20 protein-coding genes and 1 riboswitch are annotated in these 22,950 nt (G+C 68.5%); of the genes, 11 read left to right on the plus strand and 9 right to left on the minus strand.

The annotated features are described in order from the left end of the window. Nucleotides 1-10: 10 nt before the first annotated feature. Complete coding sequence (locus tag M8R19_RS18760) at nt 11-1,219, plus strand: acyl-CoA dehydrogenase family protein (RefSeq protein WP_043316932.1); 1,209 nt, start codon at nt 11-13, stop codon at nt 1,217-1,219. A gap of 205 nt (nt 1,220-1,424) precedes the next feature. On the opposite strand, the gene M8R19_RS18765 is transcribed toward M8R19_RS18760, so the two are convergent. From M8R19_RS18765 to M8R19_RS18780, 4 genes are all read right to left on the minus strand, one after another. After that, nucleotides 1,425-2,336 carry a hypothetical protein gene (locus tag M8R19_RS18765; protein WP_043268534.1) on the minus strand — a complete coding sequence of 304 codons (912 nt, stop codon included), beginning with the start codon at nt 2,334-2,336 and terminating at the stop codon, nt 1,425-1,427. Between the two features lie 307 nt (nt 2,337-2,643). Further along, nucleotides 2,644-3,447 (minus strand): aldo/keto reductase, encoded by an 804-nt coding sequence (locus tag M8R19_RS18770; RefSeq protein WP_116424199.1) that lies wholly within the window; start codon nt 3,445-3,447, stop codon nt 2,644-2,646. Continuing rightward, nucleotides 3,444-4,619, minus strand: coding sequence for an NAD(P)/FAD-dependent oxidoreductase (locus tag M8R19_RS18775; RefSeq protein ID WP_116424200.1), 1,176 nt, complete (start codon nt 4,617-4,619; stop codon nt 3,444-3,446). Before M8R19_RS18775 ends, M8R19_RS18770 begins: the two co-directional genes overlap by 4 nt. Nucleotides 4,620-4,675: 56 nt before the next feature. Beyond that, nucleotides 4,676-5,008 (minus strand): DMT family transporter, encoded by a 333-nt coding sequence (locus M8R19_RS18780; RefSeq protein WP_058488179.1) that lies wholly within the window; start codon nt 5,006-5,008, stop codon nt 4,676-4,678. A 112-nt stretch (nt 5,009-5,120) separates the two neighbouring features. Between M8R19_RS18780 and M8R19_RS18785 the strand changes: the two genes are divergently transcribed. Both M8R19_RS18785 and waaA read left to right on the plus strand, forming a co-directional pair. Continuing rightward, the gene (locus tag M8R19_RS18785) at nt 5,121-5,999 is read left to right on the plus strand and encodes a LysR family transcriptional regulator (RefSeq protein ID WP_249918576.1); all 879 of its coding nucleotides are present in this window, start codon (nt 5,121-5,123) and stop codon (nt 5,997-5,999) included. Nucleotides 6,000-6,248: 249 nt separating this feature from the next. Beyond that, nucleotides 6,249-7,517, plus strand: a complete 1,269-nt coding sequence (gene waaA, locus M8R19_RS18790) for a lipid IV(A) 3-deoxy-D-manno-octulosonic acid transferase (RefSeq protein WP_249918577.1) — start codon at nt 6,249-6,251, stop codon at nt 7,515-7,517. A gap of 131 nt (nt 7,518-7,648) precedes the next feature. On the opposite strand, the gene M8R19_RS18795 is transcribed toward waaA, so the two are convergent. The 3 genes from M8R19_RS18795 to M8R19_RS18805 form a co-directional block, all read right to left on the minus strand. After that, the gene (locus M8R19_RS18795) at nt 7,649-8,242 is read right to left on the minus strand and encodes a helix-turn-helix domain-containing protein (protein ID WP_009613541.1); all 594 of its coding nucleotides are present in this window, start codon (nt 8,240-8,242) and stop codon (nt 7,649-7,651) included. A 240-nt stretch (nt 8,243-8,482) separates the two neighbouring features. Continuing rightward, nucleotides 8,483-10,435 (minus strand): oxidoreductase, encoded by a 1,953-nt coding sequence (locus M8R19_RS18800; protein ID WP_349654699.1) that lies wholly within the window; start codon nt 10,433-10,435, stop codon nt 8,483-8,485. Between the two features lie 35 nt (nt 10,436-10,470). Next, nucleotides 10,471-10,821, minus strand: a complete 351-nt coding sequence (locus M8R19_RS18805; protein WP_249918578.1) for a EutQ-related cupin domain-containing protein — start codon at nt 10,819-10,821, stop codon at nt 10,471-10,473. A gap of 340 nt (nt 10,822-11,161) precedes the next feature. On the opposite strand from M8R19_RS18805, the gene M8R19_RS18810 reads away from it, so the two are divergent. After that, nucleotides 11,162-12,205, plus strand: coding sequence for an ABC transporter substrate-binding protein (locus M8R19_RS18810; protein ID WP_249918579.1), 1,044 nt, complete (start codon nt 11,162-11,164; stop codon nt 12,203-12,205). A 192-nt stretch (nt 12,206-12,397) separates the two neighbouring features. Then, on the plus strand, nt 12,398-13,183 hold the full coding sequence (locus M8R19_RS18815) for a class II aldolase/adducin family protein (RefSeq protein ID WP_249918580.1): 786 nt from the start codon (nt 12,398-12,400) through the stop codon (nt 13,181-13,183). A gap of 560 nt (nt 13,184-13,743) precedes the next feature. On the opposite strand, the gene M8R19_RS18820 is transcribed toward M8R19_RS18815, so the two are convergent. Continuing rightward, complete coding sequence (locus M8R19_RS18820; protein WP_249918581.1) at nt 13,744-15,207, minus strand: TolC family outer membrane protein; 1,464 nt, start codon at nt 15,205-15,207, stop codon at nt 13,744-13,746. Between the two features lie 182 nt (nt 15,208-15,389). Then, a riboswitch (TPP riboswitch) is annotated at nt 15,390-15,497 on the plus strand. Nucleotides 15,498-15,609: 112 nt separating this feature from the next. Between M8R19_RS18820 and thiC the strand changes: the two genes are divergently transcribed. Both thiC and cytX read left to right on the plus strand, forming a co-directional pair. After that, nucleotides 15,610-17,490 (plus strand): phosphomethylpyrimidine synthase ThiC, encoded by a 1,881-nt coding sequence (thiC, locus tag M8R19_RS18825; RefSeq protein ID WP_249918582.1) that lies wholly within the window; start codon nt 15,610-15,612, stop codon nt 17,488-17,490. 129 nt (nt 17,491-17,619) lie between these two features. Continuing rightward, on the plus strand, nt 17,620-18,897 hold the full coding sequence (gene cytX, locus M8R19_RS18830) for a putative hydroxymethylpyrimidine transporter CytX (RefSeq protein ID WP_249918583.1): 1,278 nt from the start codon (nt 17,620-17,622) through the stop codon (nt 18,895-18,897). Between the two features lie 404 nt (nt 18,898-19,301). Here the strand turns inward: cytX and M8R19_RS18835 are convergent, their stop codons facing one another. After that, a complete protein-coding gene (locus M8R19_RS18835) occupies nt 19,302-20,057 on the minus strand; it encodes an RsiV family protein (RefSeq protein ID WP_249918584.1) in 756 nt (251 codons plus the stop codon). A gap of 193 nt (nt 20,058-20,250) precedes the next feature. On the opposite strand from M8R19_RS18835, the gene M8R19_RS18840 reads away from it, so the two are divergent. The 4 genes from M8R19_RS18840 (at nt 20,251) to M8R19_RS18855 (ending at nt 22,943) form a co-directional block, all read left to right on the plus strand. Next, nucleotides 20,251-20,868, plus strand: coding sequence for an NUDIX domain-containing protein (locus M8R19_RS18840; RefSeq protein ID WP_061562965.1), 618 nt, complete (start codon nt 20,251-20,253; stop codon nt 20,866-20,868). Further along, nucleotides 20,859-21,317 (plus strand): DUF1249 domain-containing protein, encoded by a 459-nt coding sequence (locus tag M8R19_RS18845; RefSeq protein ID WP_009613530.1) that lies wholly within the window; start codon nt 20,859-20,861, stop codon nt 21,315-21,317. Before M8R19_RS18840 ends, M8R19_RS18845 begins: the two co-directional genes overlap by 10 nt. Before the next feature lie 156 nt (nt 21,318-21,473). After that, nucleotides 21,474-22,286 carry a 3',5'-cyclic-AMP phosphodiesterase gene (gene cpdA / locus M8R19_RS18850; RefSeq protein ID WP_058488188.1) on the plus strand — a complete coding sequence of 271 codons (813 nt, stop codon included), beginning with the start codon at nt 21,474-21,476 and terminating at the stop codon, nt 22,284-22,286. A gap of 48 nt (nt 22,287-22,334) precedes the next feature. Next, the gene (locus M8R19_RS18855) at nt 22,335-22,943 is read left to right on the plus strand and encodes a YqiA/YcfP family alpha/beta fold hydrolase (protein WP_249918585.1); all 609 of its coding nucleotides are present in this window, start codon (nt 22,335-22,337) and stop codon (nt 22,941-22,943) included. The last annotated feature ends 7 nt before the right edge of the window (nt 22,944-22,950 follow it).

The raw sequence follows: 22,950 nt of genomic DNA on the forward strand, positions 1-22,950 counted from the left end.
GAGCGCCTGCATGTACCTGGAAACCCCGAAGAAATTCCGTGGCCTGGTCAACCAGGCGCACCAGGTGGCGGAAAACTACCTGCGGCCGATCTCGCGTAAATACGACAAGGCCGAGCACGCCTACCCCAAGGAACTGGACCTGCTGGCCGCGCTGCTGGACGGCATGAACGCCGGCTCGCCGGATGCGGTTGGCGCCACCTCGGCCAGCAAGCGCAAGGGCGCCGCGGCGGAGGAGGGCGTGAAGAACGGCGGCAACCTCTCCGCCTGCCTGGGTGTGATGGAAATGTGCTGGGGCGACGTCGGCCTGCTGCTGGCCATGCCGCGCCAGGGCCTGGGCAACGCCGCCATCGCCGCGGTGGCCAATGACGAACAGCTCAAGCGCTTCGGCGGCACCTGGGCGGCCATGGCCATCACCGAACCGGGCTGCGGCTCGGACTCGGCGGCGATCCGCGCCACGGCGAGCAAGGACGGCGACCACTACGTGCTCAACGGCGAGAAGATCTTCGTCACCTCCGGCGCCCGCGCCGACGCGGTGGTGGTCTGGGCCACCCTGGACCGTGGCCTGGGCCGCGCGGCGATCAAGTCCTTCGTGGTGGAGAAGGGCACCCCCGGCATGACCGTCACCCGCCTGGAGAAGAAACTCGGGATCAAGGCCTCGGATACCGCCTCCATCAGCTTCAGCGATTGCCGGGTGCCGGCGGCGAACCTGCTGGGCAATGCCGAGATCGATGTGCAGAAGGGCTTCGCCGGCGTAATGGAGACCTTCGACAACACGCGCCCGCTGGTGGCCGCCATGGCCGTGGGTGTGGCCAAGGCCTCGCTGGACCGCGCCCGCGAATTGCTGAAGAAGGCCGGGTGCCGTTTCGACTACGCCAAGCCGCTGCTCTCCGTCAGCCATGCCGAGGCGACCCTGTACCGCCTGGAGGCCGAATGGGAAGCGGCGCGCCTGCTGACGCTGAAGGCCGCGTGGATGGCCGACAACCGCCAGCCCAACTCCAAGGAAGCTTCCATCGCCAAGGCCAAGGCCGGGCGCGTGGCCAACGAGGTCACCCTGAAATGCGTGGAACTGGCCGGCGCCCTGGGTTACGGCGAGGACGAACTGCTGGAGAAATGGGCGCGGGACTCGAAGATCCTCGACATCTTCGAAGGCACCCAGCAGATCCAGCTGCTGATCGTGGCGCGCCGCTTGCTGGGTAAAACCTCCAGCCAGTTGAAGTGACCGGAGCAGCCGTTCACATGTAGGAGCGCGCCCTGCGCGCGATTCGCAGGCAGGGCCTGCTCCTACAGGTCGGGGGCGTACGCACGCGCAGTGCTCTTCGTAGGATGGGTTGAGCTTGCGAAACCCATGCGGTCGTGGCGATGGGTATCGCTTCGCTCAACCCATCCTACGGGGGTTGTGTTTGCCGGGGGCGTAGGTGCGGATTTCAGGCCGTGCGCCGGCCCTTGCCGGAATTGCCGTTGGCCGGCGGCAGGCTGTCGAGCCAGTCGCGGAAGCGGATGCGTTCGTCGCGCACCAGCCAGCCATCCTGTTCGGCGAAGCTTTCCGACAGCCAGATACCACGGGTCGCAGCCTTCACCAGCTCGCCCTTGCGCAGGGTGAAGAGCGCGTCGGTGGGCTGGCCGTGTTCCAGCGGCAGCAGGTACAGGTCCGGGCGGCGGCGGTCCAGGCGGGCCACCAGGGGGCCGCTTTCCAGGCGCTCGTCGACGTGGAACAGGCTGACGTCGCGCACGTCCTTGGGCAGCTCCATGCGCAGGTCGTAGACCAGCTGCAGCGAAGCGGTGGGCAGGTGCACGTAGGCTTGCGGGCGCTCAAGCAGACGCAGGGCGCCGGCCTGCACCGGGCGCGCGGCGCCGGACAGCGGCGTCAGCGAGAAGTGGCTGGCCTCGCGGTAGCGCAGGGTGCCCTGGTAGGGCGTCGGCAGCCAGGTGTCGCCGAAGCGCCCGCCCAGCCAGCCGTCGGCGGTTTCTACCAGGCATTCTTCGGCCACTTCCTGGATGGCGGTGAGCAGCGGCAGGTTCAGTTCGTGGGACGGCACGTAGCCGGAAATCAGCTTGAGCACGGTGTCGCCGCGGTCGGCGCGCTGCTGGCGCACCAGCACCCAGTAGTCGCGGCCCTGCCAGTTGAGCGTCAGGCGCACCGACACGCCCAGGTTGGCCAGCTCGGCGGTGAAGCGCTGGGTATCGGCCACCTCGACCGGGCGGCGGCGCTCCAGGACCTGGGAGAAATTCAGCGGCAGGCCGAGGCCCTGGTAGACCAGGCTGTCGGGGTTGGCCTCGACCAGCAACGGCAGGGTCTTGAAGGCGGTCGGGTCCTTGCGGGCGAGCGTACGGGGCATGGGCGGTCCTCGTCGTACAGGGCGCATCGGGCCGCCTTCAGGGTGGGCGGCCTGGCCGATCGTTCCGGGTTGCCAGTGGCTACGGCGTTGACGGCGAACTTCGAAAACCCTCGATTATTTCGAGGTTAGCCCTGAAAGGCGCTCTGTTTTCGGATGTTTTCCCTGTCAGCGAGCTTTTGGCGGCAATTTTACGTGCCGCGGTTTTTCACCGCGGAGTCTGAGCATGGCACAGGAATGCGCCCTTTGTGTCAACCTTGGGTGACTGCCGATCAACGGTCGTGGCGCCGCCGGATTCGGCCGCCAGGGCTCAGCCGCCGAGGACTTCGGCTGCCAGCGCGACGTTGTGCCGCAGGTGCTGCGGGTCGATGGTGCCGACGATGGCCGCGCCCACCCCGGGGTGGCCGAACACCAGTTCGAAGCTGGCGCGCACGGGGTCCTGGCCCTCGCCCAGGCAGGCATGGCCGCTGGCCAGGGCCTTCTTCACCAGGATGCCGCGGCGGTGCGCCAGGGCATGGTCGATCACCGCTTTCTCGGCCTGTTCGTTGAGGTTGTAGGTGACCATGGCGCAGTCGCCGCGCTGCAGCGCCAGCAGGCCGCCATCGACGGTCTTGCCGGAGAAGCCGAAGCCGCGGATCAGGCCTTCCTGCTTGAGCCGTTCGAGGGTCTCGTAGACCTCGGTGTGCTGCAGGACGTGCAGGTCGTTGCCGTCGGAGTGCACCAGCACCAGGTCGATGTAGTCGGTCTCCAGGCGGCGCAGGCTGCGCTCCACCGACAGGCGGGTGTGGGCGGCGCTGAAGTCGAAGCGCGACTGGCCGTTTTCGAATTCCTCGCCGGTCTTGCTGACGATCACCCAGTCCTGGCGCTGGCCGCGCAGCAGCGGGCCGAGGCGCTCCTCGCTGCGGCCATAGGCCGGCGCGGTGTCGATCAGGTTGATGCCCAGCTCGCGGGCCAGCGCCAGCAGGTCGGCGGCCTCGCGGTCGTCGGGGATGCGGAAACCGCTGGGGTATTTCACGCCCTGGTCGCGGCCCAGCTTGACGGTGCCCAGGCCCAGCGGCGAGACGTTCAGGCCGGTGCGGCCCAGCGGGCGATGCAGTGCGTGCAGGCCGCTCATGGCAGCAGCTCCTCCCATACCGGGCGGGCCAGGGGCGGGCGCGGCAGCTCCGGCAACGCCTGCCCGGCGGCGGGGCGGATGCCGTCGCGGTCCAGGGCCTCGAAGACGCGGTCGGCGAAGTTCGGCGCCAGCGCCAGCTTGGTCGGCCAGCCCACCAGCAGGCGGCCCTGGTCGGCGAGGAAGGCGCTGTCCGGGCGCAGCAGGCCGGATTGCGCCGGCTCGGCGCGGTCCACCCGCAGGGTGGCCCAGCGCGCGGCGGAGAGGTCGACCCAGGGCAGCAGCTTGCGCAGCTCGCGCTGGGCCTCGGCGATCTGCTCGGCTTCGCTGCGGGCCACGCCCTCGGCTTCGGCGATGTCGCCGCCCAGGTACCACACCCACTGGCCGTCGGCGGCCGGGTGGGTGGTCACGGTGACCCGCGGCTTGGGCCCGCCGCCGACGCAGTGGGCGTACAGCGGCTTCAGCGTCGGCGCCTTGAGCAGCACCATGTGCAGCGGGCGGCGCTGCATGGCCGGTTGCTCCAGGCCGAGTGCGCGCAGCAGCGCCTCGTTGCCGGCGCCGGCGGCCAGCACCACGCGCTGGGCGCGGATGTCTCGGCCGTCGACGCGCAGGCCGACCAGCTCGTCGCCTTCGCGCAGCGGCTCGATGCGTTCCCCGGCCAGCAGGCCGTCGCCGCCCAGCACCGCCAGGTGGGCGACCAGGCTGGGCACGTCAAGCACCAGTTCGGAGAGGCGGTAGGCCTTGCCCTTGAAGGCCTTGTCCTGCAGCGCCGGCGGCAGTTCGTCGCCCTTCACCTGGGCGACGCGGCTGCGCACCGCCTTGCTGGCGAAGAAACTGGTGAGGTTGCCGGCCAGGCCGCCCGGCGACCACAGGTAGTGGGCGTCGGAGAGCACGCGCACGCCGCGCAGGTCCAGCTCGCCGTCGCCGGCCAGGCACTGGCGCCACAGCGAGGGCATGTCGGCGATGGCTTCCGAGGCGCCGGTCAGCGCGCCGTGCAGGGCGTACTTGGTGCCGCCGTGGATGATCCCCTGCGAGCGCATGCTCTGCACGCCGCCGAGCGCGGCGTTCTCCACCAGCACGGTGGAATAGCCGGCGCGGCGCAGGCGGGCATTCAGCCAGAGGCCGGCGATGCCGCCGCCGACGACCAGGATGTCGGTGCTCAGGGGTTGGGTCATGGAAGGGCGCGCCTCGCGTGAAACGAAGCGCGCAGTATAACCGAGGGGGCTGTGGCTCAGTGGCTGACGCTGCCGGAGAACAGCTGGATCACCACCACGCCGCTGACGATCAGGCCCATGCCCAGCAGCGCCGGGGCGTCGAGTTTCTGCTGGTAGAGCACCAGCGCGGCGACGCTGACCAGCACGATGCCCAGGCCGGCCCAGATGGCGTAGGCGATGCCCACCGGGATGCTGCGCACCACCAGGGTGAGCATCCAGAAGGAGATGGCGTAGCCGACGATCACCAGCAGCAGGGGCAGGGGCGTGGACAGGCCTTTCACCGACTTCAGCGAAGCGGTGGCGATGACTTCGGCGACGATGGCGATGGCGAGATAGAGATAGCCGGGCATGTTCAGTCCTCCCCAGGAGCGGCCGGGCGGGCGGCCGATGTTGCGAATAGCGACATTCTAGTGTTCCTGGCGATGGGATAAAGTCATTACCTATCTGAAAGGGAGATAGGCTATGCAGTGGAACCTGGACCAGTTGCGACTCTTCGTCAGCGTCGCCGATCAATCTTCCTTCTCGGCGGCGGCGCGCCAGCTCCAGCGCGTGCAGTCGGCGGTCAGCTCGTCCATCGCGCTGCTGGAGAGCGACCTGGGCGTGAGCCTGTTCGACCGCAGCAGCGGCCGCCAGCCGGTGCTGACCCAGGAGGGCAGGGCGCTGCTCGACGAGGCGCGCGAGGTGCTGCGCCAGTGCCAGCGCCTGGAAAGCCGGGCGATGGCCCTGGTGCGCGGCGAGGAGGCGCGCCTGCGCCTGGCCCAGGACGAGGCCATGCCCTACCAACCGGTGCTTTCCGGCCTGCAGGCGCTGGCCCGGGCCTTCCCCACCCTGGAGGTGCAACTGGCCAGCGGCGCCCAGGGCGACGTGGCGCGCAAGCTGCTGGAGCGCCGCGCCGACCTCGGCCTGCTGTTCCACCACGAGGGCATGCCGGACGAACTGGAGCGCCAGCACCTGGGCACCATCGAGATGGTCACCGTGTGCGGCGCCGGCCACGTCCTGGCCAGCCTGGACTACGCCGACCGCCGCGAACTGGCGCGGCACCGCCAGCTGCTGATGGCGCCGCAGGACAGCCACTATCCCGGCGGCGAGCAGATCAGCCCGCTGGTGTGGCGCGCCGACAGCTTCTACGCCATGGCCGAACTGCTGATGCGCGACCTCGGCTGGGCCTGGCTGCCGCGCCACGTGGCGCAGTACCCGGCCTACCAGCCGCTGCTGGTGGAGCTGGCCAGCGACTGGACGCCGCCGCCGCTGGTGGTGGAGCTGGTCTGGCGCCGCGACGAGCCCCTGGGCCCGGCGGCGCAGTGGCTGGGCGACTGCTTCGCCGAACACCTGAAGGAATAGGACGCACGACTGTAGGAGCGGACTCCGTCCGCGATGGCTCGCCCCGCGCCATTGTGGTGGTTCATGATCGCGGATGAATCCGCTCCTACCCCGCGGGCGGGCACGGCTTCTCGTAGGATGGGTTGAGCTTGCGATACCCATCGGACCATGGTGATGGGTATCGCTTCGCTCAACACCATCCTACGAAGAGCCTGTCGGCAAGGTAGGCGCCAGGCGAACCCCCGGCGTTATTTGCTACTCTCCGCCGCCATGAACCGGACTCTCTATACCCTGCTGTTCCACCTGGGCCTGCCGCTGGTCGCGCTGCGCCTGTTCCTGCGTTCGCGCAAGGCGCCGGCCTATGCCCGGCGCATCGGCGAGCGCTTTTCCTTCGGCCTGCCGGCGATGCAGCCGGGCGGCATCTGGGTGCACGCCGTGTCGGTGGGCGAGAGCATCGCCGCGGCGCCGATGATCCGCGCCCTGCAGCAGCGTTATCCACAGCTGCCGATCACCGTCACCTGCATGACGCCGACCGGCTCCGAGCGTATCCGCGCGCTGTTCGGCGACAGCGTCCAGCACTGCTACCTGCCCTACGACCTGCCCTGGGCCGCGGCGCGCTTCCTCGACCGGGTGAAGCCGCGCCTGGCGGTGATCATGGAAACCGAGCTGTGGCCCAACCACATCCACCAGTGCGCCCGCCGCGGCATCCCGGTGGCGTTGGCCAATGCGCGCCTGTCCGAGCGCTCGGCCCGCGGCTACGCGCGTTTCGAGGGGCTGACGCGGCCGATGCTCGGCGAGATGAGCTGGCTGGCGGTGCAGACCGAGGCTGAGGCCGAGCGCTTCCGCCGCCTGGGCGCGCGCCCGGAGTGCGTGAGCGTGACCGGCTCGATCAAGTTCGACCTGAGCATCGACGCCGAACTGCTCGCCCGCGCCGCGGCCCTGCGCCACGACTGGCAGGCCGAGGGCCGGCCGGTGTGGATCGCCGCCAGCACCCATGCCGGGGAAGACGAGATCGTTCTCGCCGCCCACCGCAAGCTGCTGGAAACGCACCCGGACGCTCTGCTGATCCTGGTGCCGCGCCACCCGGAACGCTTCGACGGCATGTTCGAACTGTGCCGCCGCGAGGGCTTCGCTACGCTGCGCCGCTCCGGCGGCGAGCCGGTGCAGGCCGCCACCCAGGTGCTGCTCGGCGACACCATGGGCGAACTGCTGTTCCTCTACGCGCTGGCCGACGTCGCCTTCGTCGGCGGCAGCCTGGTGCCCAACGGCGGGCACAACCTGCTGGAGCCGGCGGCGCTGGGCAAGCCAGTGCTGTCCGGGCCGCAGCTGTTCAACTTCCTCGAGATCGCCGCGCAACTGCGCGAGGTCGGCGCCCTGCGCGAGGTGCTGGATGCGCCGACGCTGGCGGTGGCGGTGGGGCAGTTGTGGGATGAGCCGGCGGTGGCGCAGCGCATGGCTGAGGCTGGGTTGGGGGTGCTGAAGGCCAATCAGGGGGCGTTGCGGCGGCTGCTCGACGGTCTGGCGCGGTTGTTGGGGTAGGGCGGATAACGTTCGACGTTATCCGCCGTTTGACCGTGGCCCCAGGCGGCTCCAGGGCTGACCTTGGCGTGGACGGCCCGTACGGTCAGGCGGCGTATAACCGCGAACGGTTATACGCCCTACGCTGAGGATCAGAACGTCGGCGGCGTAATCACCCAAAGCACCACCGCATCCACGTCCCCGGGGTTGCCGTAGCGGTGCGGCTCCTGGCTGGAGTAGCTGAAGCTGTCGCCTTCGTTGAGCAGGAAATACCGCTCGCCCACCCACAACTCGAAGGTGCCGCTGAGCAGGTAGCCGGCTTCCTCGCCCTCGTGGCTGTAGCTCTGCTGGCTGTAGGTGCCGGGCGGGAAGCGTGAGTGGAGGATTTCCAGCTGGCGGGTGGGTTGCGGGCTGAGCAGTTCGTCGACGATGCCGTCCTCGTAGTGCACGCTGGTGCGCGCATTGCGCCGCACCACGTAACCGGCGTCGGCCGGGTCGGCCTGCACCTCGCTGGCGAAGAACCACTGGATGGTCACGCCCAGGCTGCGGGCGATGTTGAACAGCGCCGGGATCGACGGGTAGGCCAGGTTGCGTTCCAACTGGCTGATGTAGCCGGCGGTGAGCTTGCTCTGCTCGGCCAGCTCGGCCAGGGTCATGCCGCGCCGCTTGCGCAGGCCGCGAATGCGCGTGCCGAGGAACTGCGCTTCGGCGCTGGCGGGGGCTTGCTGCGGGGCTTTCGGGCTCATGCGGCACGGGTCCTGGCGAGTCGGTCGTGGGGCATTCTAAACAATGCGCCGCGCCTGTGGGTCGCGTAGGGCGTACAACCGCTCGCGGTTGTACGCAGCTACACCTCGCTTGCCGCGGACGCTGTTGTTGGACTTGGCGTGGGACGGGGCGGTTTCGGGTTCGGCTCCGAGCGCGCGCTGGCCAAGGCCAAGCGGCGGATAACCGCGAACGGTTATCCGCCCTACGTCCGCCCCAGCGACTCAGATTGCCCAGGCTGCCTTGAGGCCTTCGTAGATCGCTTCTTCGGCCGTGCGCGGGGCCAGGCAGTCGCCGATGCGGCGGAATTCCACCAGGCCTTCCAGCTCGGCGGCCAGGTCGTCCACCGGCTGGTGGCCCTGGCACAGCACCAGGGTGTCGATGCCTTCGAAGATCATCGGTTCGCCGCTGGCGCTGTGCTGCAGGTAGACGCTGCTGTCGTCGCAGCCGTACAGCCGCGCGTAGGGGGTGATCTCGATGCCCAGGCGGTGCAATTCGCCGGCCAGGTGGTCGCGCACGTAGAGCGGCAGGTTCTCGCCGGCGTGGGTGCCGTTCACCGCCAGGCGCACCTGGTGGCCGGCGCGCACCAGCTGCTCGGCGATGCCCGGGGCGATCCAGTCGCAGCGCCAGTCGGTGACCAGCACCGAGCGGCCGACCTGCACCTCGCCGCGCAGCACCTGCCAGGCGTCCACCACCTGCAGTTCGCCGCCGCGCTCGAAGGGCGGCCAGTAGGGCTTGGCGCCGGTGGCGACTATCACCAGGTCGGGCTTCTCGGCTTCCACCAGGGCGCGGTCGACGCGAGTGTTGCGCCGCACTTCCACGCCGGCCAGCTGCATTTCGCGCTGCAGGTTGGTGGAGGCGCCGCCGAATTCGGCGCGGCGCGGCAGCAGTTGCGCCAGGTTGACCTGGCCGCCGAGCTGCGCGCCGGCCTCGCAGAGGATGACCTCATGGCCGCGCTGGGCCGCCACCGCCGCGGCCTTCATGCCCGCCGGGCCGCCGCCGGCCACCAGCACGCGCTTGCGTTGGGTGGCCGGCTCGATGTGCCCGTACTGCAGCTCGCGGCCGGTCTCCGGGTGCTGGATGCAGGAGATCGGGTAGCCGCGGTGGAAGTGGCCGATGCATGCCTGATTGCAGGCGATGCAGGCGCGCACGTCCTCGACGTGGCCGGTCTCGGTCTTGTTCGGCATCTGCGGGTCGCAGATCAGCGCGCGGGTCATGCCGCACACGTCGGCCTGGCCGCGGGCGATGATCAGCTCGGCCTCCTGCGGCTGGTTGATGCGCCCGGTGACGAACAGCGGGATGTCCAGGCGCGCCTTGAAGGTCGCCGCATTGTTGGCCAGGTAGGCGGCCTCGATGGCCATCGGCGGGACGATGTGGATGGCGCCGCCGAGGGAAGCGGAGGTGCCGGCGACTATGTGCACGTAGTCCAGTTCGCCCTGCAGAGACTGCACGGCCTGCAGCGATTCGTCCTCGGTCAGGCCCTCGGGGTCGCGCTCGTCGGCGGAGATACGCAGGCCGACGATGAAGTCCTCGGCCGTGGCCGCGCGCACCGCGGCGATCACTTCGCGGGTGAAGCGCAGGCGCGCGTCGAGGTCGCCGTTGTAGCCGTCCGTGCGGTGGTTCACCCGCGGGTTGAGGAACTGCGCCGGCAGGTAGCCGTGGCTGGCCACCACTTCCACGCCGTCCAGCCCGGCCTGGTGCAGGCGCCGCGCGGCGGCGGCATAGCCGGCGACTATCTCGTCGATCATGCGCTGGTCCAGCTCGCGCGGCATCACGCGGAAGCGCTCATTCGGCGAGGCCGAGGCGGAGTAGGCCACCGCCAGCAGGCCGTCGCTGGACTCCATGATCTCGCGCCCGGGGTGGAAGATCTGCGACAGCACCAGGGTGCCCTCGGCATGGCAGGCCTCGGCGACGCGGCGGTAGCCGGGGATGCAGGCGTCGTCGGTGGCCATCAGCACGTGGGAGGTGTAGCGGGCGCTGTCGTGCACTCCCGCCACCTGCATCACGATCAGCCCCACGCCGCCCTTGGCGCGGGCCTGGTGGTAGGCCACCAGTTGGTCGTTGACCAGGTTGTCGGTGGGCATGGAGGTGTCGTGCCCGGTGGACATGATGCGGTTCTTCAGGCGCTTGCCACGGATTTGCAGCGGGCTGAACAGGTGCGGGAAGGCATGGCTCACGGACGTCGTCCTTTCTTGTTGTTCTGCGGGGGGGCTCAGGCGTTGCGGGCCTGCCAGTCGACCGGGTAGAGGGCGTAGAACACACAGGCCTTTTCGCCCTCGTAGGCCAGCGGCGTGCGCTCCGGCACCCAGATCACGTCGCCCGGCGCGGCCTCGATGACGCGCTCGCCCAGGCGCAGGCGGAAGTGGCCTTCCAGCACCACGATCAACTCGTCGTAGAGCACCGTCCACTCGATGGAGCAGCCGTCGAAGCGGGCCAGGCCGGCGCCCATGGTCTGGCTGTCGGCCGGGCCGACCAGGCGGCAGATGGCGGCGTTCTCCGGCGCCTGGCCGGCGTAGGGCTGGAACTGCAGGGCGGACTTCTGGAAGTGGATGACGTCGGACACGGCGGGGCTCCTGGTGGGCGGATGGTCATCTAACGTATTTCCATGGAAATTTACCTTCAGTAAAAAATCAACTTGTTTTTTTAAAAGTGACTGGGTAGTTTCATTTCCACGCCCCGTCGCCGACGAGGCGTGCCCAGCGACGTACTCCACAACAACTACAAGAGGAGATGCGCATGAACCGTACCCCACGGTATCTACCCGCGCCGGCCGCTCCACGCCGCGGCGCCCCTTCGCCTCTGACTGCCAGCCGCCTCCATCCGCGAGTTGTTCCGGTACGCCCAACCCACCTCCGCCGTGCCACCGCGGTGGCCACGGTTCGCATCCACAGAGGGTCCGCTCGATGATTTCGCGCAAGAACGCTTTGCAACCCCTGCTGCTGCTCCTGGGACTCGGTCTCGGCAGCGCCCAGGCGCAGGATTCCATGGTCGTGGTCGGCTATGGCGGCGCCGGGCAGAAGGCCCAGGACGTAGCCTTCTTCCAGCCCTTCGCCAAGGCCAGCGGGGCGCGCCTGACCCAGGCCGAGTACAACGGCGAGATGGCGCGCATCAAGGTGATGACCGACACCGGCCACGCCGACTGGGACGTGGTGCAGATCGAGGGCCCGGACCTGGCGCGCAACTGCGACCTGGGCATGTTCGTGCCGCTGGACTGGAAGCAACTGGGCGGCGCCGACCAGCTGGTGCCCAACGCCGCCAAGGAGTGCGGTTCGGCCGCGCTGGTGTGGGGCGTGGCCATCGCCTACGACGCCGACAAGCTGAAGACCGCGCCCAGCGGCTGGCAGGACTTCTGGGACCTGAAGAAATTCCCCGGCAAGCGCGGCCTGCGCAAGCGCGCGGTGTACAACCTTGAGTTCGCCCTGATGGCCGACGGCGTCGCCCCGGCGGACGTGTACAAGGTGCTCTCCACCAAGGCCGGCGTCGACCGCGCCTTCGCCAAGCTCAACCAGATCAAGCCGTCGATCCAGTGGTGGGAAGCCGGCGCCCAGCCGCCGCAGTGGCTCGCCGCCGGCGACGTGGTGATGACCACCAGCTACACCGGGCGCATCGCCGACGCTCACAAGAGCGGGCGCAACCTCGACCTGGTCTGGCCGGGCGCGCTGTACGGCATGGACTACTGGGCGATCATCAAGGGCTCGCAGCACGTCGACCTGGCCAAGCGCTTCATCGCCTTCGCCAACCAGGCCGACGCTCAGGTCGACTACGTGCACAACATCCCCTACGGTCCGACCAACAAGCAGGCCGCCGAACGCCTGCCGCAGGACCTGGCGCGCTGGGTGCCGACCGCGCCGGCGAACATCAAGGTGGGCCTGGCCATGGACGACGAGTTCTGGGCCGACCATGGCGAGGAGCTGGAAGAGCGCTTCAACGCCTGGGCGGCGCAATAGGTCAGGAGCGGCTGCAAGCTACAAGCTGCAGGCAAGAGCGAAGAGCCGGTCCCCCCTGTAGGAGCGAGCTTGCTCGCGAACCAAACCCGGCACCGTGCCCGCCCGGTTCGCGAGCAAGCTCGCTCCTACGAAGAGCCCCGCACATGCTCTTCGCCTGTAGCCTGTTGTTCGAACAACAAGAGGAACCCCGGCATGACCATCCCGATGCCTTCCCGTGAAACCTGCTCCGCCGAAGAGTGGAAGCTGCGCGAGGAGTTGGCCGCCTGCTACCGGCTGATCGCCCATTTCCGCATGAGCGACCTGATCTTCACCCACATTTCCCTGCGCCTTCCGGGACCGGAGCACCATTTCCTGATCAACCCCTACGGGCTGATGTTCGACGAGATCAGCGCCTCCAGCCTGGTGAAGATCGACCTGGCCGGCCACCCGGTGACGCCGACGCGCTACAAGGTCAACCCGGCCGGCTTCGTCATCCACAGCGCCATCCATGCCGCCCGCGAGGACGCCCAGTGCGTGCTGCACACCCACACCCGCGCCGGTTGCGCGGTGGCGGCCCAGGCCGCGGGGCTGCTGCCGCTGAACCAGATGTCCATGGAGTTTTACGGGCGCCTGGGCTACCACGACTACGAGGGCATCGCGCTATCGTTCGACGAGCAGCAGCGCCTGGTGCGCGACCTCGGCGACCACCTGGGGATGATCCTGCGCAACCACGGCCTGCTGACCGTGGGCGCGAGCGTGAAGCAGGCGTTCCTGCGCATGTACTACCTGGAGAAGGCCTGCGACATCCAGATCGCCGCCCAGGCTGGCGGCGAACTGGTGATCCCGCCGGACGCGGTGTGCCGGCGCACCGAGCGCCAGTTCAACGAACCGCATCAGCCGCAGGCCGAGGGCGAACTGAGCGACCCGGACGGCATCGACCTGGCCTGGGAAGCGCTGCTGCGCATGCTGGACCGCATCCAGCCGAACTATAGGAACTGACGTAGGGCGTATAACCGTTCGCGGTTATACGCCGCCTAACCGTGCTGGTCGTCCACGCCAAGGTCGACCTTGAGCGGTCCTCGACTCCGGTCAAACGGCGGATAACGTCGAACGTTATCCGCCCTACGCCCCTGCATGGGAATGGCGTGGGTGGCGTGGCGTAGGAGCGGATCTCATCCGCGATCCGCGCCGGGACATCCGGCTATCGCGGACAAGGTCCGCTCCTACGGGGGAGGAGGAATACCGTGCTCCCCAGCAACCTGTAGCGGGCCCTGCCCGCGAAATCGCGCGCAGGGCGCGCTCCTACATGGAAATGGCGTGGGTGGCGTGGCGTAGGAGCGGATCTCATCCGCGATCCGCGCCGGGACGTCCGGCTATCGCGGACAAGGTCCGCTCGGGGGAGGAGGAATACCGTACTCCCCAGTAACCTGTAGGAGCGGGCCCTGCCCGCGATTCGCGCGCAGGGCGCGCTCCTACATGGAAATGGTGTGGGGTGTGGCGTAGGAGCGGACGGAGTCCACCCCGCAAACAACAAGCCCGGCTTTCGCCGGGCTTGTCGTTCACTGCTGGGTCCGCGCCTTGCTGCTGCTTTCCAGCTGCTGCTCGGCGGCCTTGGCCAGGTCCGGCGGGAGGAAGTCCTTGTCCGGGTTGTAGTCGGCCTTGAGGTAGGTGCCCAGGGCCTGCAGGTCGGCCGGGCTGAGGGTGCCGGCGGTCTGCTTCAGGCGCAGGTTGTCGAGGATGTAGTCGTAGCGGCTGTTGTTGTAGTCGCGCACCGCGCTGTACAGCTGGCGCTGGGCGTCGAGCACGTCGACGATGTTGCGGGTGCCGACCTGGTAGCCGATCTCGGTGGCTTCCAGCGAGCTCTGGTTGGAGATGATCGCCTGGCGCCGCGCCTTCACCGTTTCCACGTCGGTGTTCACCGCGCGGTGCTGGTTGCGCGCGTCCTGCACCACCTGGCGGCGCTGGCTTTCGCGCAGCTGCTCGCTCTGGTTCAGGCGCTGGTACGACTCGCGCACCTGGGAGCTGGTCAGGCCGCCGCTGTAGATCGGGATGTTCAGCTGCACGCCGACGCTGGTCTGGTCCACCCACTTGCCGTAGTGCGGGACGCTGCCGTCGGCGTTGGTGAAGCCCAGCGCGTCGTTGTCGCCCTTCTGGTACTGCACCACCGCATCCACGGTCGGCAGGTGCCCGGCCTTGCGCTGGCGCAGGGTTTCCTCGGCGGCGGTGACCGCGAAGTTGCTGGCCTGCAGGGCGATGTTCTGCTGCACCGAGGTATCCACCCAGGCCTTGGCGTCGTTCGGCGTCGGCACCACCACCGGCAGCGAGTGGAGGATGCCCTCGATGCCGCTGTAGTCGCGGTTGGTGAGTGTCACCAGGGCCTGGAAGGCGTCTTCCACCGACTGCTCGGCGACGATCCGGTTGGCCCGCGCGGTGTCGTAGCCGGCCTGGGATTCGAGCACGTCGGTCTTGTCCGACAGGCCGACGTCGAAGCGTTCGTTGGACTGGTCGAGCTGGCGCTTGAAGGCCGCTTCCTCGGCCTTGCTGGCGGCCAGGTTGTCCTGGGCGCGGAGCACGCCGAAGTAGGTCTCGGCGGTCTGCAGGATCAGCCGCTGCTGGGTCGCGGAGAACTCCAGCTGGGCCTGTTCGCTGATGTTTTCCGCGGCCTTGAGCTGGAACCAGCGGTCGGCGCGGAACAGCGGCTGGCTGAGGCTGGCCTGGACCAGCTGGCTGCTGCGGTTGAGGGTGACGTCCGGGGTGTCCAGCGAGGTGCGGCTGGTGCCCAGGCTGCCGCCGGCGTTGATCTGCGGCAGCAGGCCGGAGCGCGCCTGGGGAACGACTTCCTTGCGCGCCAGGTAGTCGGCCTGGGCGGCGGCGAGGTCGGCGTTGTTGTCTACGGCATCCTTGTAGACGCTGATCAGGTCGGTCTTGGTCGGCAGCGGAGCGGTGCTCGACGTGGGCTGTGCTGCCCAGACGAAACCTGTGGAGGCGGCCACGGCGACAGCCAGGGAGAGTCTGCGCAGCATTCGTTCGTCCTAGAAAGTGTGCGGGTGGGGCAAGGCTACGGTCGCCCCGATTGGCGGTCAAGGCGCCATCTTCGGGCAATTCGTTGCAGCATTGTAGTTGCCGGGGCGTGACCGCGAAGTCGCTTCGGATACTTTCGGCCCGGCGGCATTGGCCAAGCGCCGAACTCTTGTTTAGACTGCGGACGTTCTTGTCGGGGTGCCCCATTGCGAGGGGCTGAGATCGGATAGTTCCGGATCCCGTTGAACCTGATCGGGTTAGCACCCGCGTAGGGAACAAGAAGTCCGCGTCCCCAGTGCCTTTCCGGCCGGCCCCAGCCCTCCCCGGACGCGTCCTTTCTCCGCAGTGCCTTGCGGCTCCCGCGTCACCCAGGTTCTCCCGACAATCAATCCAGGAGAGCCAGGATGAGCACCCAGAAGAACAACGTCACCCGCCTTGAACAGCTCGATCGCCAGTCGGCGCAGCCTTTTCCCAATTCGCGCAAGGTCTACCTGACCGGCTCGCGCCCGGACATCCGCGTGCCGGTGCGGGAAATTTCCCTGGCCGACACCCCCACCGCCTTCGGCGGCGAGAAGAACGCCCCGGTGTTCGTCTACGACACCTCCGGCCCCTACACCGACCCGGCCGTGCGCATCGACCTGCGCAAGGGCCTGCCCGACGTGCGCTCGCGCTGGATCGACGAGCGCGGCGACACCGAAATCCTCCCCGGCCTGACCTCCGACTTCGGCCAGGCCCGCCTGGCCGACGCCAGCCTCGACGCCCTGCGCTTCGCCCACGTGCGCACCCCGCGCCGGGCCAAGGCCGGGAAGAACGTCACGCAGATGCACTACGCGCGCCAGGGCATCATCACCCCGGAGATGGAATACATCGCCATCCGCGAGAACCTGAAGCTGCAGGAGGCCCGCGCCGCCGGCCTGCTCAAGGACCAGCACCCGGGGCAGAGCTTCGGCGCCAGCATCCCGCAGGAGATCACCGCCGAGTTCGTCCGCGAGGAGATCGCCCGCGGCCGCGCCATCATCCCGGCGAACATCAACCACACGGAACTGGAGCCGATGATCATCGGCCGCAACTTCCTGGTGAAGATCAACGGCAACATCGGCAACAGCGCCCTGGGCTCGTCCATCGAGGAAGAAGTGGAGAAGCTCACCTGGGGCATCCGCTGGGGCGCCGACACGGTGATGGACCTGTCCACCGGCAAGCACATCCACGAGACCCGCGAGTGGATCCTGCGCAACAGCCCGGTGCCGATCGGCACCGTGCCCATCTACCAGGCGCTGGAGAAGGTCGGCGGCATCGCCGAGGACCTGAACTGGGAAATCTTCCGCGACACGCTGATCGAGCAGGCCGAGCAGGGCGTGGACTACTTCACCATCCACGCCGGCGTGCTGCTGCGCTACGTGCCGCTGACCGCCAAGCGTGTCACCGGCATCGTCTCGCGCGGCGGCTCGATCATGGCCAAGTGGTGCCTGGCGCACCACCAGGAGAACTTCCTCTATACGCACTTCGAGGAAATCTGCGAAATCATGAAGGCCTACGACGTCAGCTTCTCGCTGGGCGACGGCCTGCGCCCGGGCTCGGTGGCCGACGCCAACGACGCCGCCCAGTTCGGCGAGCTGGAAACCCTCGGCGAGCTGACCAAGGTCGCCTGGAAGCACGACGTGCAGGTGATGATCGAAGGCCCCGGCCACGTGCCCATGCAACTGATCAAGGAGAACATGGACAAGCAGCTGGAATGCTGCGACGAGGCGCCGTTCTACACCCTCGGCCCGCTGACCACCGACATCGCCCCGGGCTACGACCACATCACCTCGGGCATCGGCGCGGCGATGATCGGCTGGTTCGGCTGCGCCATGCTCTGCTACGTCACGCCCAAGGAGCACCTGGGCCTGCCGAACAAGGATGACGTGAAGACCGGCATCATCACCTACAAGATCGCCGCGCATGCTGCCGATCTCGCAAAAGGTCATCCGGGCGCGCAGATCCGCGACAACGCGCTGTCCAAGGCGCGCTTCGAGTTCCGCTGGGAAGACCAGTTCAACCTCGGCCTGGACCCGGACACCGCCCGTGCCTTCCACGACGAAACCTTGCCGAAGGACTCGGCCAAGGTCGCGCACTTCTGCTCCATGTGCGGGCCGAAGTTCTGCTCGATGAAGATCACCCAGGAAGTCCGCGACTACGCCAAGGAGAACGGCCTGACCGACGAGCAGAAGGCCATCGAGGCCGGCTTCCAGGAACAGGCCGCGCGCTTCAAGGACGAGGGCTCGGTGATCTACAAGCAGGTCTGATCGCTACACCGCGGCACCTGTAGGAGCGAGCTTGCTCGCGAACAGCCCGGGCTCGGGGCCGGTTCGCGAGCAAGCTCGCTCCTACGAAAAGAAGACACATCCCAATAACCCCAGAGCCTTGCGCACATCGTGACCACTTTCACCGCAACCAACTATTCCCCGGCCGTCGCCGTTGGCGCCGCCCAGCGCGTGCTCGGCCTGCGCGATCTGTTTTCCCTGTGGTTCTCCCTCGGCATCGGCCTGATGGTGCTGCAGACCGGCGCGCTGCTGGCGCCCGGCCTGGGCCTGGCCGGCTCGCTGCTGGCGATCTTCCTCGGCACCCTGGTCGGGGTGCTGCTGCTGGCCGCCGCCGGGGTGATCGGCAGCGACACCGGGCTGGCCGCCATGGCCTCGCTCAAGCTCAGCCTCGGCGGCCACGGCGCGGCACTGCCGGCTGTGCTCAACCTGTTGCAACTGGTGGGCTGGGGCGCCTTCGAGGTGATCGTCATGCGCGACGCCGCCAGCCTGCTGGCCGCGCGCGCCTTCGGCGAGGGCAGCGCCTGGACCAGCCCGGCGCTGTGGACCCTGGTGTTCGGCGCCCTGGCCACCCTGCTGGCGGTCAGCGGGCCGCTGGCCTTCGTCCGCCGCGTGCTGCGCAAGTGGGGCATCTGGCTGCTGCTGGCGGCCTGCATCTGGCTGACCTGGGACCTGCTGCACCGCGCCGACCTCGCGGCCATCTGGGCCCGTGGCGGCGACGGCTCGCTGCCGCTGGCGGTGGGCTTCGACATCGCCATCGCCATGCCGTTGTCCTGGCTGCCGCTGATCGCCGACTACTCGCGCTTCGGCAAGCACGCCGGGCAGGTCTTCGGTGGCGCCGCGCTGGGCTTCTTCATCGGCTGCTTCTGGTTGATGGGCCTGGGCGTGGCCTACACCCTGGCGTTCGCCCAGGGCAGCGACGCCAACGCCCTGCTGCTGGCCCTGGCCGGCGCCGGCATGGGCATCCCGCTGCTGCTGATCCTGCTCGACGAGTCGGAAAAGGCCTTCGCCGACATCCACTCGGCGGCGGTTTCCAGCGGCATCCTGGTGCCGCTGAAGGTCGAGCACCTGGCGCTGATCATCGGCGTGCTCTGCACCCTGATCGCCTGGTTCGCGCCGCTGGAGCAGTACCAGAACTTCCTGCTGCTGATCGGCTCGGTGTTCGCCCCGCTGTTCGGCGTGGTGCTGGTCGACCACTTCCTGCTGCGCCGCCGCGCCGCCGCCGAAGTCCGCCCCGGCCTGCGCTGGGGCTCGCTGCTGGCCTGGGCCGGCGGCGTGGTCACCTACCACCTGCTGGCCAACTACGCCCCGGACCTGGGCGCCACCCTGCCGGCGCTGCTGGTGGCCGGGGTGCTGCAGTTGGCGCTGGGGCGCATCGGCGCGAAGGGTTGATCGGCCTGGCGGCCGGATCGCGGACGGAGTCCACTCCTACGTTGCAAGCGGGCATGGCTTCTCGTAGGAGCGAGCTTGCTCGCGAACAAACGCGGTGCCATGCGGTTCGCGAGCAAGCTCGCTCCTACGAAGAGCACTTCTGTGCAGCCTGTAAGACAGCTGCTCCTGCAGGTTGATGCCGAACCCCCGTCCATGCCGGACAGCCCCCTCTCCCGCTTGCGGGAGAGGGAACGAATCCGAAGCACTGCTGCCGCCGGTGAACACCGTTCGCGGACAAGGTCCGCTCCTACGGGCAGCGCCATGCCTCTCGGTGATCTGTAGGAGCGGGCCCTGCCCGCGAATCGCGCGCAGGGCGCGCTCCTACATGGGAATCGCGCGTAGGAGCGGACCTTGTCCGCGATGCCCTACTGCGCCCCACGCCCCGGGAAGTAATACGGCTTGACGATGCCGTTGAGCCGCGGATACGGAATTTTCAGCTCCGGGTGCCCGACCGAGTGCGGGGCGATGCGGTCGATGTCGTACTTCAGCGTCAGTGCGCCGAAGGTCAGGGCGAAGTGCGGAGTCTTCTGGAACGGCCAGTCCCTGAGGAAGTTCGCGTCCTGTTCCACCAGCTTGTTCTGTACCACCCAGGCCTGATGGGCCAGGCGCGCGTTCTGCCAGAAGGCCTCTTCCTGGCCGGGCAGCAGCACGTCCTGCAGCGTCAGCACCTTGTGCAGGCGGCGGTCGTAGTTGATGAAGGCGCGCCCCGGCTGGCCGTATTCGCCGCCGGTGAAGACGTAGCTGGACAGCTCGACGATCACCAGGCCGTCATGCTGCTCGCGTATCTTCGCTTGCAGGTAGCTGCTCCAGCCCGGCTTGGCGCTGGCCAGGAAATCCCGCTCGTAGCCGGCGAGGCTGGCCGGGCGCGGGTCGTCCGGGGTGTTGCGGGTGAGGTCGAGCAACTGCGCCTCGATGGCCGCATTCAGCGCGGGCTCTGCGTCGAAGCTCAGGGTGTCCAGGTTGAACAGCGGGCACTGCTCGCCCTGGCAGCCCGGCTGCTGGTGTTCGAAGGCGGTGTGGCGGGCGCTCAGCGGGTCGCCTAGGCCGGGGCCGAAGAGGCTCTGGCAGCCGCCGAGCATCAGCAGCAGGCCCGCGGCGGCAAGGGTTTTCAGAAAATGCATGGGAGTCCTTCTTTGCGTGTCCGGCGGCGGTTGGCCGCGCGGCTTGGACCGGCGAAGCCGCGCCGGGTTCGCCGCGCCGCCGAGTGTAGCAGTGTCGCGCGGCTCCCCGCCGGGCGGTGGCGGAAAGAGGCTGCGCGGGGCACGGCGTCGCGATAGGATGGCGCGAAGTTCAACCGATCGATGAGTGTGTGGGATGGCGGATATCTTCAAGGCGGGTCCAGACGACGTGGAGATCACTCGACGCGAGGAGTGCTTCCGCGGCTTCTATCGCATCGAGCGTCTGCACCTGCGTCATCGCCAGTTCGCCGGCGACATGGGGCCGCTGATCAGCCGCGAGCTGTTCGTCCGCCACGATGCCGTCTGCGTGCTGCCCTACGACCCGCAGCGTGACGAAGTGGTACTGATCGAGCAGTTCCGCGTCGGCGCCCTGGAGGCGGGGGTCAACCCCTGGCTGCTGGAGCTGGTCGCCGGGCTGATCGACAAGGACGAAGAGCCCGAGGAAGTCGCCCGCCGCGAAGCCGTGGAAGAAGCCGGCCTGAACCTCGGCGCACTCTGGCCGATCAGCCAGTACCTGCCGTCGCCCGGCGGCAGCAATGAACTGGTGCACCTGTTCGTCGGCCGTTGCGACAGCAGCCGGGCCTCGGGCATCCACGGCCTGGAGGAGGAGGGCGAGGACATCCGCGTCCACGTGCTGGCCCTCGAGGATGCCCTGCAGGCCGTGCGCGACGGGCGCGTCAACAACGCCGCGAGCATGCTCGCCCTGCAATGGCTGGCGCTGAACCGCGCCGAGGTTCGTGGCCTATGGGTGTGAACCTGCTGCGTGAACGCTACCGTGTCGACCTGGCCGGGCTGCAAGCCACCTGCGAGGCCAACTACCTGCGCCTGATGCGGCTGCTGCCGGACATGCGCGAAGTACAGTCGCAGCGCCGCGTGGCGCTGAGCGAGGGTGAACGCCTGCTCGGCGTGCTGGCCCTGGAAGTGATCGAGGCCTGCCCCTACACCACCACCCTGCAGGTGCGCCAGGAGCTGGGCCTGCCCTGGCTGCCCGCGCCGCGCCTGGAAGTGCGCGTCTACCATGACGCGCGCATGGCCGAAGTGGTCGGCGCCGAGCAGGCGCGCCGCCTGCTGGCCATCTACCCTTACCCGAACCAGGCCATGCACCAGCCGGACGAGAAGAGCCAGCTCAACCTCTTCCTCGGCGAATGGCTGAGCCACTGCCTGGCCTGCGGCCACGAGCTGGAGCCGGTCCTGCAACGCTGAAAGCGTGGGTGATGGCATTGCGCCATGATAGAATGTCGTTCGTCCGGCCGACGGCGAGCATACTGTGAACTGTGACTCTTTCCCGGTTTGCCCGGCACCGGGGCTGTCACCATACTTCCTTCAACGACGACGCCTCGCCTGACAGGAGAAGGCGCATTGCCTGCGAAAGAATTTTCCTCAAATGAGCCGGTGCTGCTGGTGCAGCTCACTGACAGCCATCTGTTCGCCGAGCACGATGGCCGGCTTCTCGGCATGGATACCGCGGACAGCCTGCAACAGGTGGTGAAGCGCGTCCTCGAGGAGCAGCCGCGGATCGACCTGGTCCTGGCGACGGGTGATATCTCGCAGGACGGTTCCCCGGAGTCGTACAGACGTTTCCTGGATATCTGTTCCAGCATTCAGGCACCGGCCCGCTGGTTCCCCGGCAACCACGACGAGCTGGCGCCCATGCGCGAAGTCTGCGCCGGCAGCGACCTTCTCGACCCGGTGCTCGACCTGGGCGCCTGGCGCATCGTCCTGCTCGATTCCACCATCCCCGGCGCGGTGCCCGGGCAGGTGTCCGCCGAGCAACTGGCGCTGCTGGACGAAGCCCTGCACGACGCGCGCGATCGCCACGTGCTGGTGGCCTTCCACCACCACCCGGTGAGCATCGGCAGCCAGTGGATGGACCGCATCGGCATCCGCAACCCGGACGACCTGTTCGCCGTGCTCGACCGCCACCGACATGTGCGCTGTCTGCTCTGGGGCCACGTGCACCAGGAGATCGACCGCCTGCGCGGCGACGTGCGCCTACTGGCGTCCCCCTCCACCTGCGTGCAGTTCGCCCCGGGCAGCGAGGACTTCGGCGTGGACACCCTGGCGCCGGGCTACCGCTGGCTGCGCCTGCTGCCCGATGGCGGCGTGCAGACCGGCGTGTCGCGGGTCACCGGCATCGATTTCCAGGTGGACTACAGCGTCCAGGGCTACTGACGTGTGCGGCTTGCAGGCAGCTGCCCGCTGCTTGTAGCCTCCCGCACCATGACCGATATCCTCTATATCCACGGCTTCAACAGTTCCCCGGCCTCGCAGAAGGCCCGCCAGCTGATGGCCGTCATGGGCCGCCTGGGCTTGCAGGCGCACCTGCGGGTGCCCGAACTGCACCACCACCCGCGGCAGGCCATGGCCCAGCTGCAGGCGGCCATCGGCGAACTCGACCGGCCCTTGCTGGTCGGCAGTTCCCTGGGCGGCTACTATGCGACCCATCTCGCCGAGCGGCACGGCCTCAAGGCCCTGCTGATCAACCCGGCGGTGCTGCCCCACCGCCGTTTCGACGGCTACCTGGGGCCGCAGAAGAACCATTACAGCGGCGAGGAATGGGTGCTGACCCAGGAACACGTCGACGCCCTGGCGGAACTCGAAGTGCCGCCGCCGGTCGATGCGGCGCGCTACCAGGTGTGGCTGCAGACCGGCGACGAAACCCTCGACTACAAGGTGGCCGCGGTCTTCTACCGGGCCTGCGCCTTGCGCATCGAGGCCGGTGGCGACCACAGCTTCCAGGGCTTCAGCCGCTGGCTGCCGGCGCTGCTGGCCTTCGCCGGAGTGCCGGCGAGCCGCTGGCACGACCTCGATTTCTCCACTTTCGACTGAATTTGCT

It is taken from the genome of Pseudomonas sp. R3.Fl (genome assembly GCF_023516765.1).
In the GTDB taxonomy this organism is placed as follows: Bacteria; Pseudomonadota; Gammaproteobacteria; order Pseudomonadales; family Pseudomonadaceae; genus Pseudomonas; species Pseudomonas citronellolis.

Bases quoted from the DNA above. Each gene is read 5' to 3' on its own strand.
- M8R19_RS18760 (WP_043316932.1), top strand. From the start codon at position 11: ATGTACCTGGAAACCCCGAAGAAATTCCGTGGCCTGGTCAACCAGGCG.
- M8R19_RS18765 (WP_043268534.1), bottom strand. From the start codon at position 2,336: ATGCCCCGTACGCTCGCCCGCAAGGACCCGACCGCCTTCAAGACCCTG.
- M8R19_RS18770 (WP_116424199.1), bottom strand. From the start codon at position 3,447: ATGAGCGGCCTGCACGCACTGCATCGCCCGCTGGGCCGCACCGGCCTG.
- M8R19_RS18775 (WP_116424200.1), bottom strand. From the start codon at position 4,619: ATGACCCAACCCCTGAGCACCGACATCCTGGTCGTCGGCGGCGGCATC.
- M8R19_RS18780 (WP_058488179.1), bottom strand. From the start codon at position 5,008: ATGCCCGGCTATCTCTATCTCGCCATCGCCATCGTCGCCGAAGTCATC.
- M8R19_RS18785 (WP_249918576.1), top strand. From the start codon at position 5,121: ATGCAGTGGAACCTGGACCAGTTGCGACTCTTCGTCAGCGTCGCCGAT.
- waaA (WP_249918577.1), top strand. From the start codon at position 6,249: ATGAACCGGACTCTCTATACCCTGCTGTTCCACCTGGGCCTGCCGCTG.
- M8R19_RS18795 (WP_009613541.1), bottom strand. From the start codon at position 8,242: ATGAGCCCGAAAGCCCCGCAGCAAGCCCCCGCCAGCGCCGAAGCGCAG.
- M8R19_RS18810 (WP_249918579.1), top strand. From the start codon at position 11,162: ATGATTTCGCGCAAGAACGCTTTGCAACCCCTGCTGCTGCTCCTGGGA.
- M8R19_RS18815 (WP_249918580.1), top strand. From the start codon at position 12,398: ATGACCATCCCGATGCCTTCCCGTGAAACCTGCTCCGCCGAAGAGTGG.
- M8R19_RS18820 (WP_249918581.1), bottom strand. From the start codon at position 15,207: ATGCTGCGCAGACTCTCCCTGGCTGTCGCCGTGGCCGCCTCCACAGGT.
- thiC (WP_249918582.1), top strand. From the start codon at position 15,610: ATGAGCACCCAGAAGAACAACGTCACCCGCCTTGAACAGCTCGATCGC.
- M8R19_RS18835 (WP_249918584.1), bottom strand. From the start codon at position 20,057: ATGCATTTTCTGAAAACCCTTGCCGCCGCGGGCCTGCTGCTGATGCTC.
- M8R19_RS18840 (WP_061562965.1), top strand. From the start codon at position 20,251: ATGGCGGATATCTTCAAGGCGGGTCCAGACGACGTGGAGATCACTCGA.
- M8R19_RS18845 (WP_009613530.1), top strand. From the start codon at position 20,859: ATGGGTGTGAACCTGCTGCGTGAACGCTACCGTGTCGACCTGGCCGGG.
- M8R19_RS18855 (WP_249918585.1), top strand. From the start codon at position 22,335: ATGACCGATATCCTCTATATCCACGGCTTCAACAGTTCCCCGGCCTCG.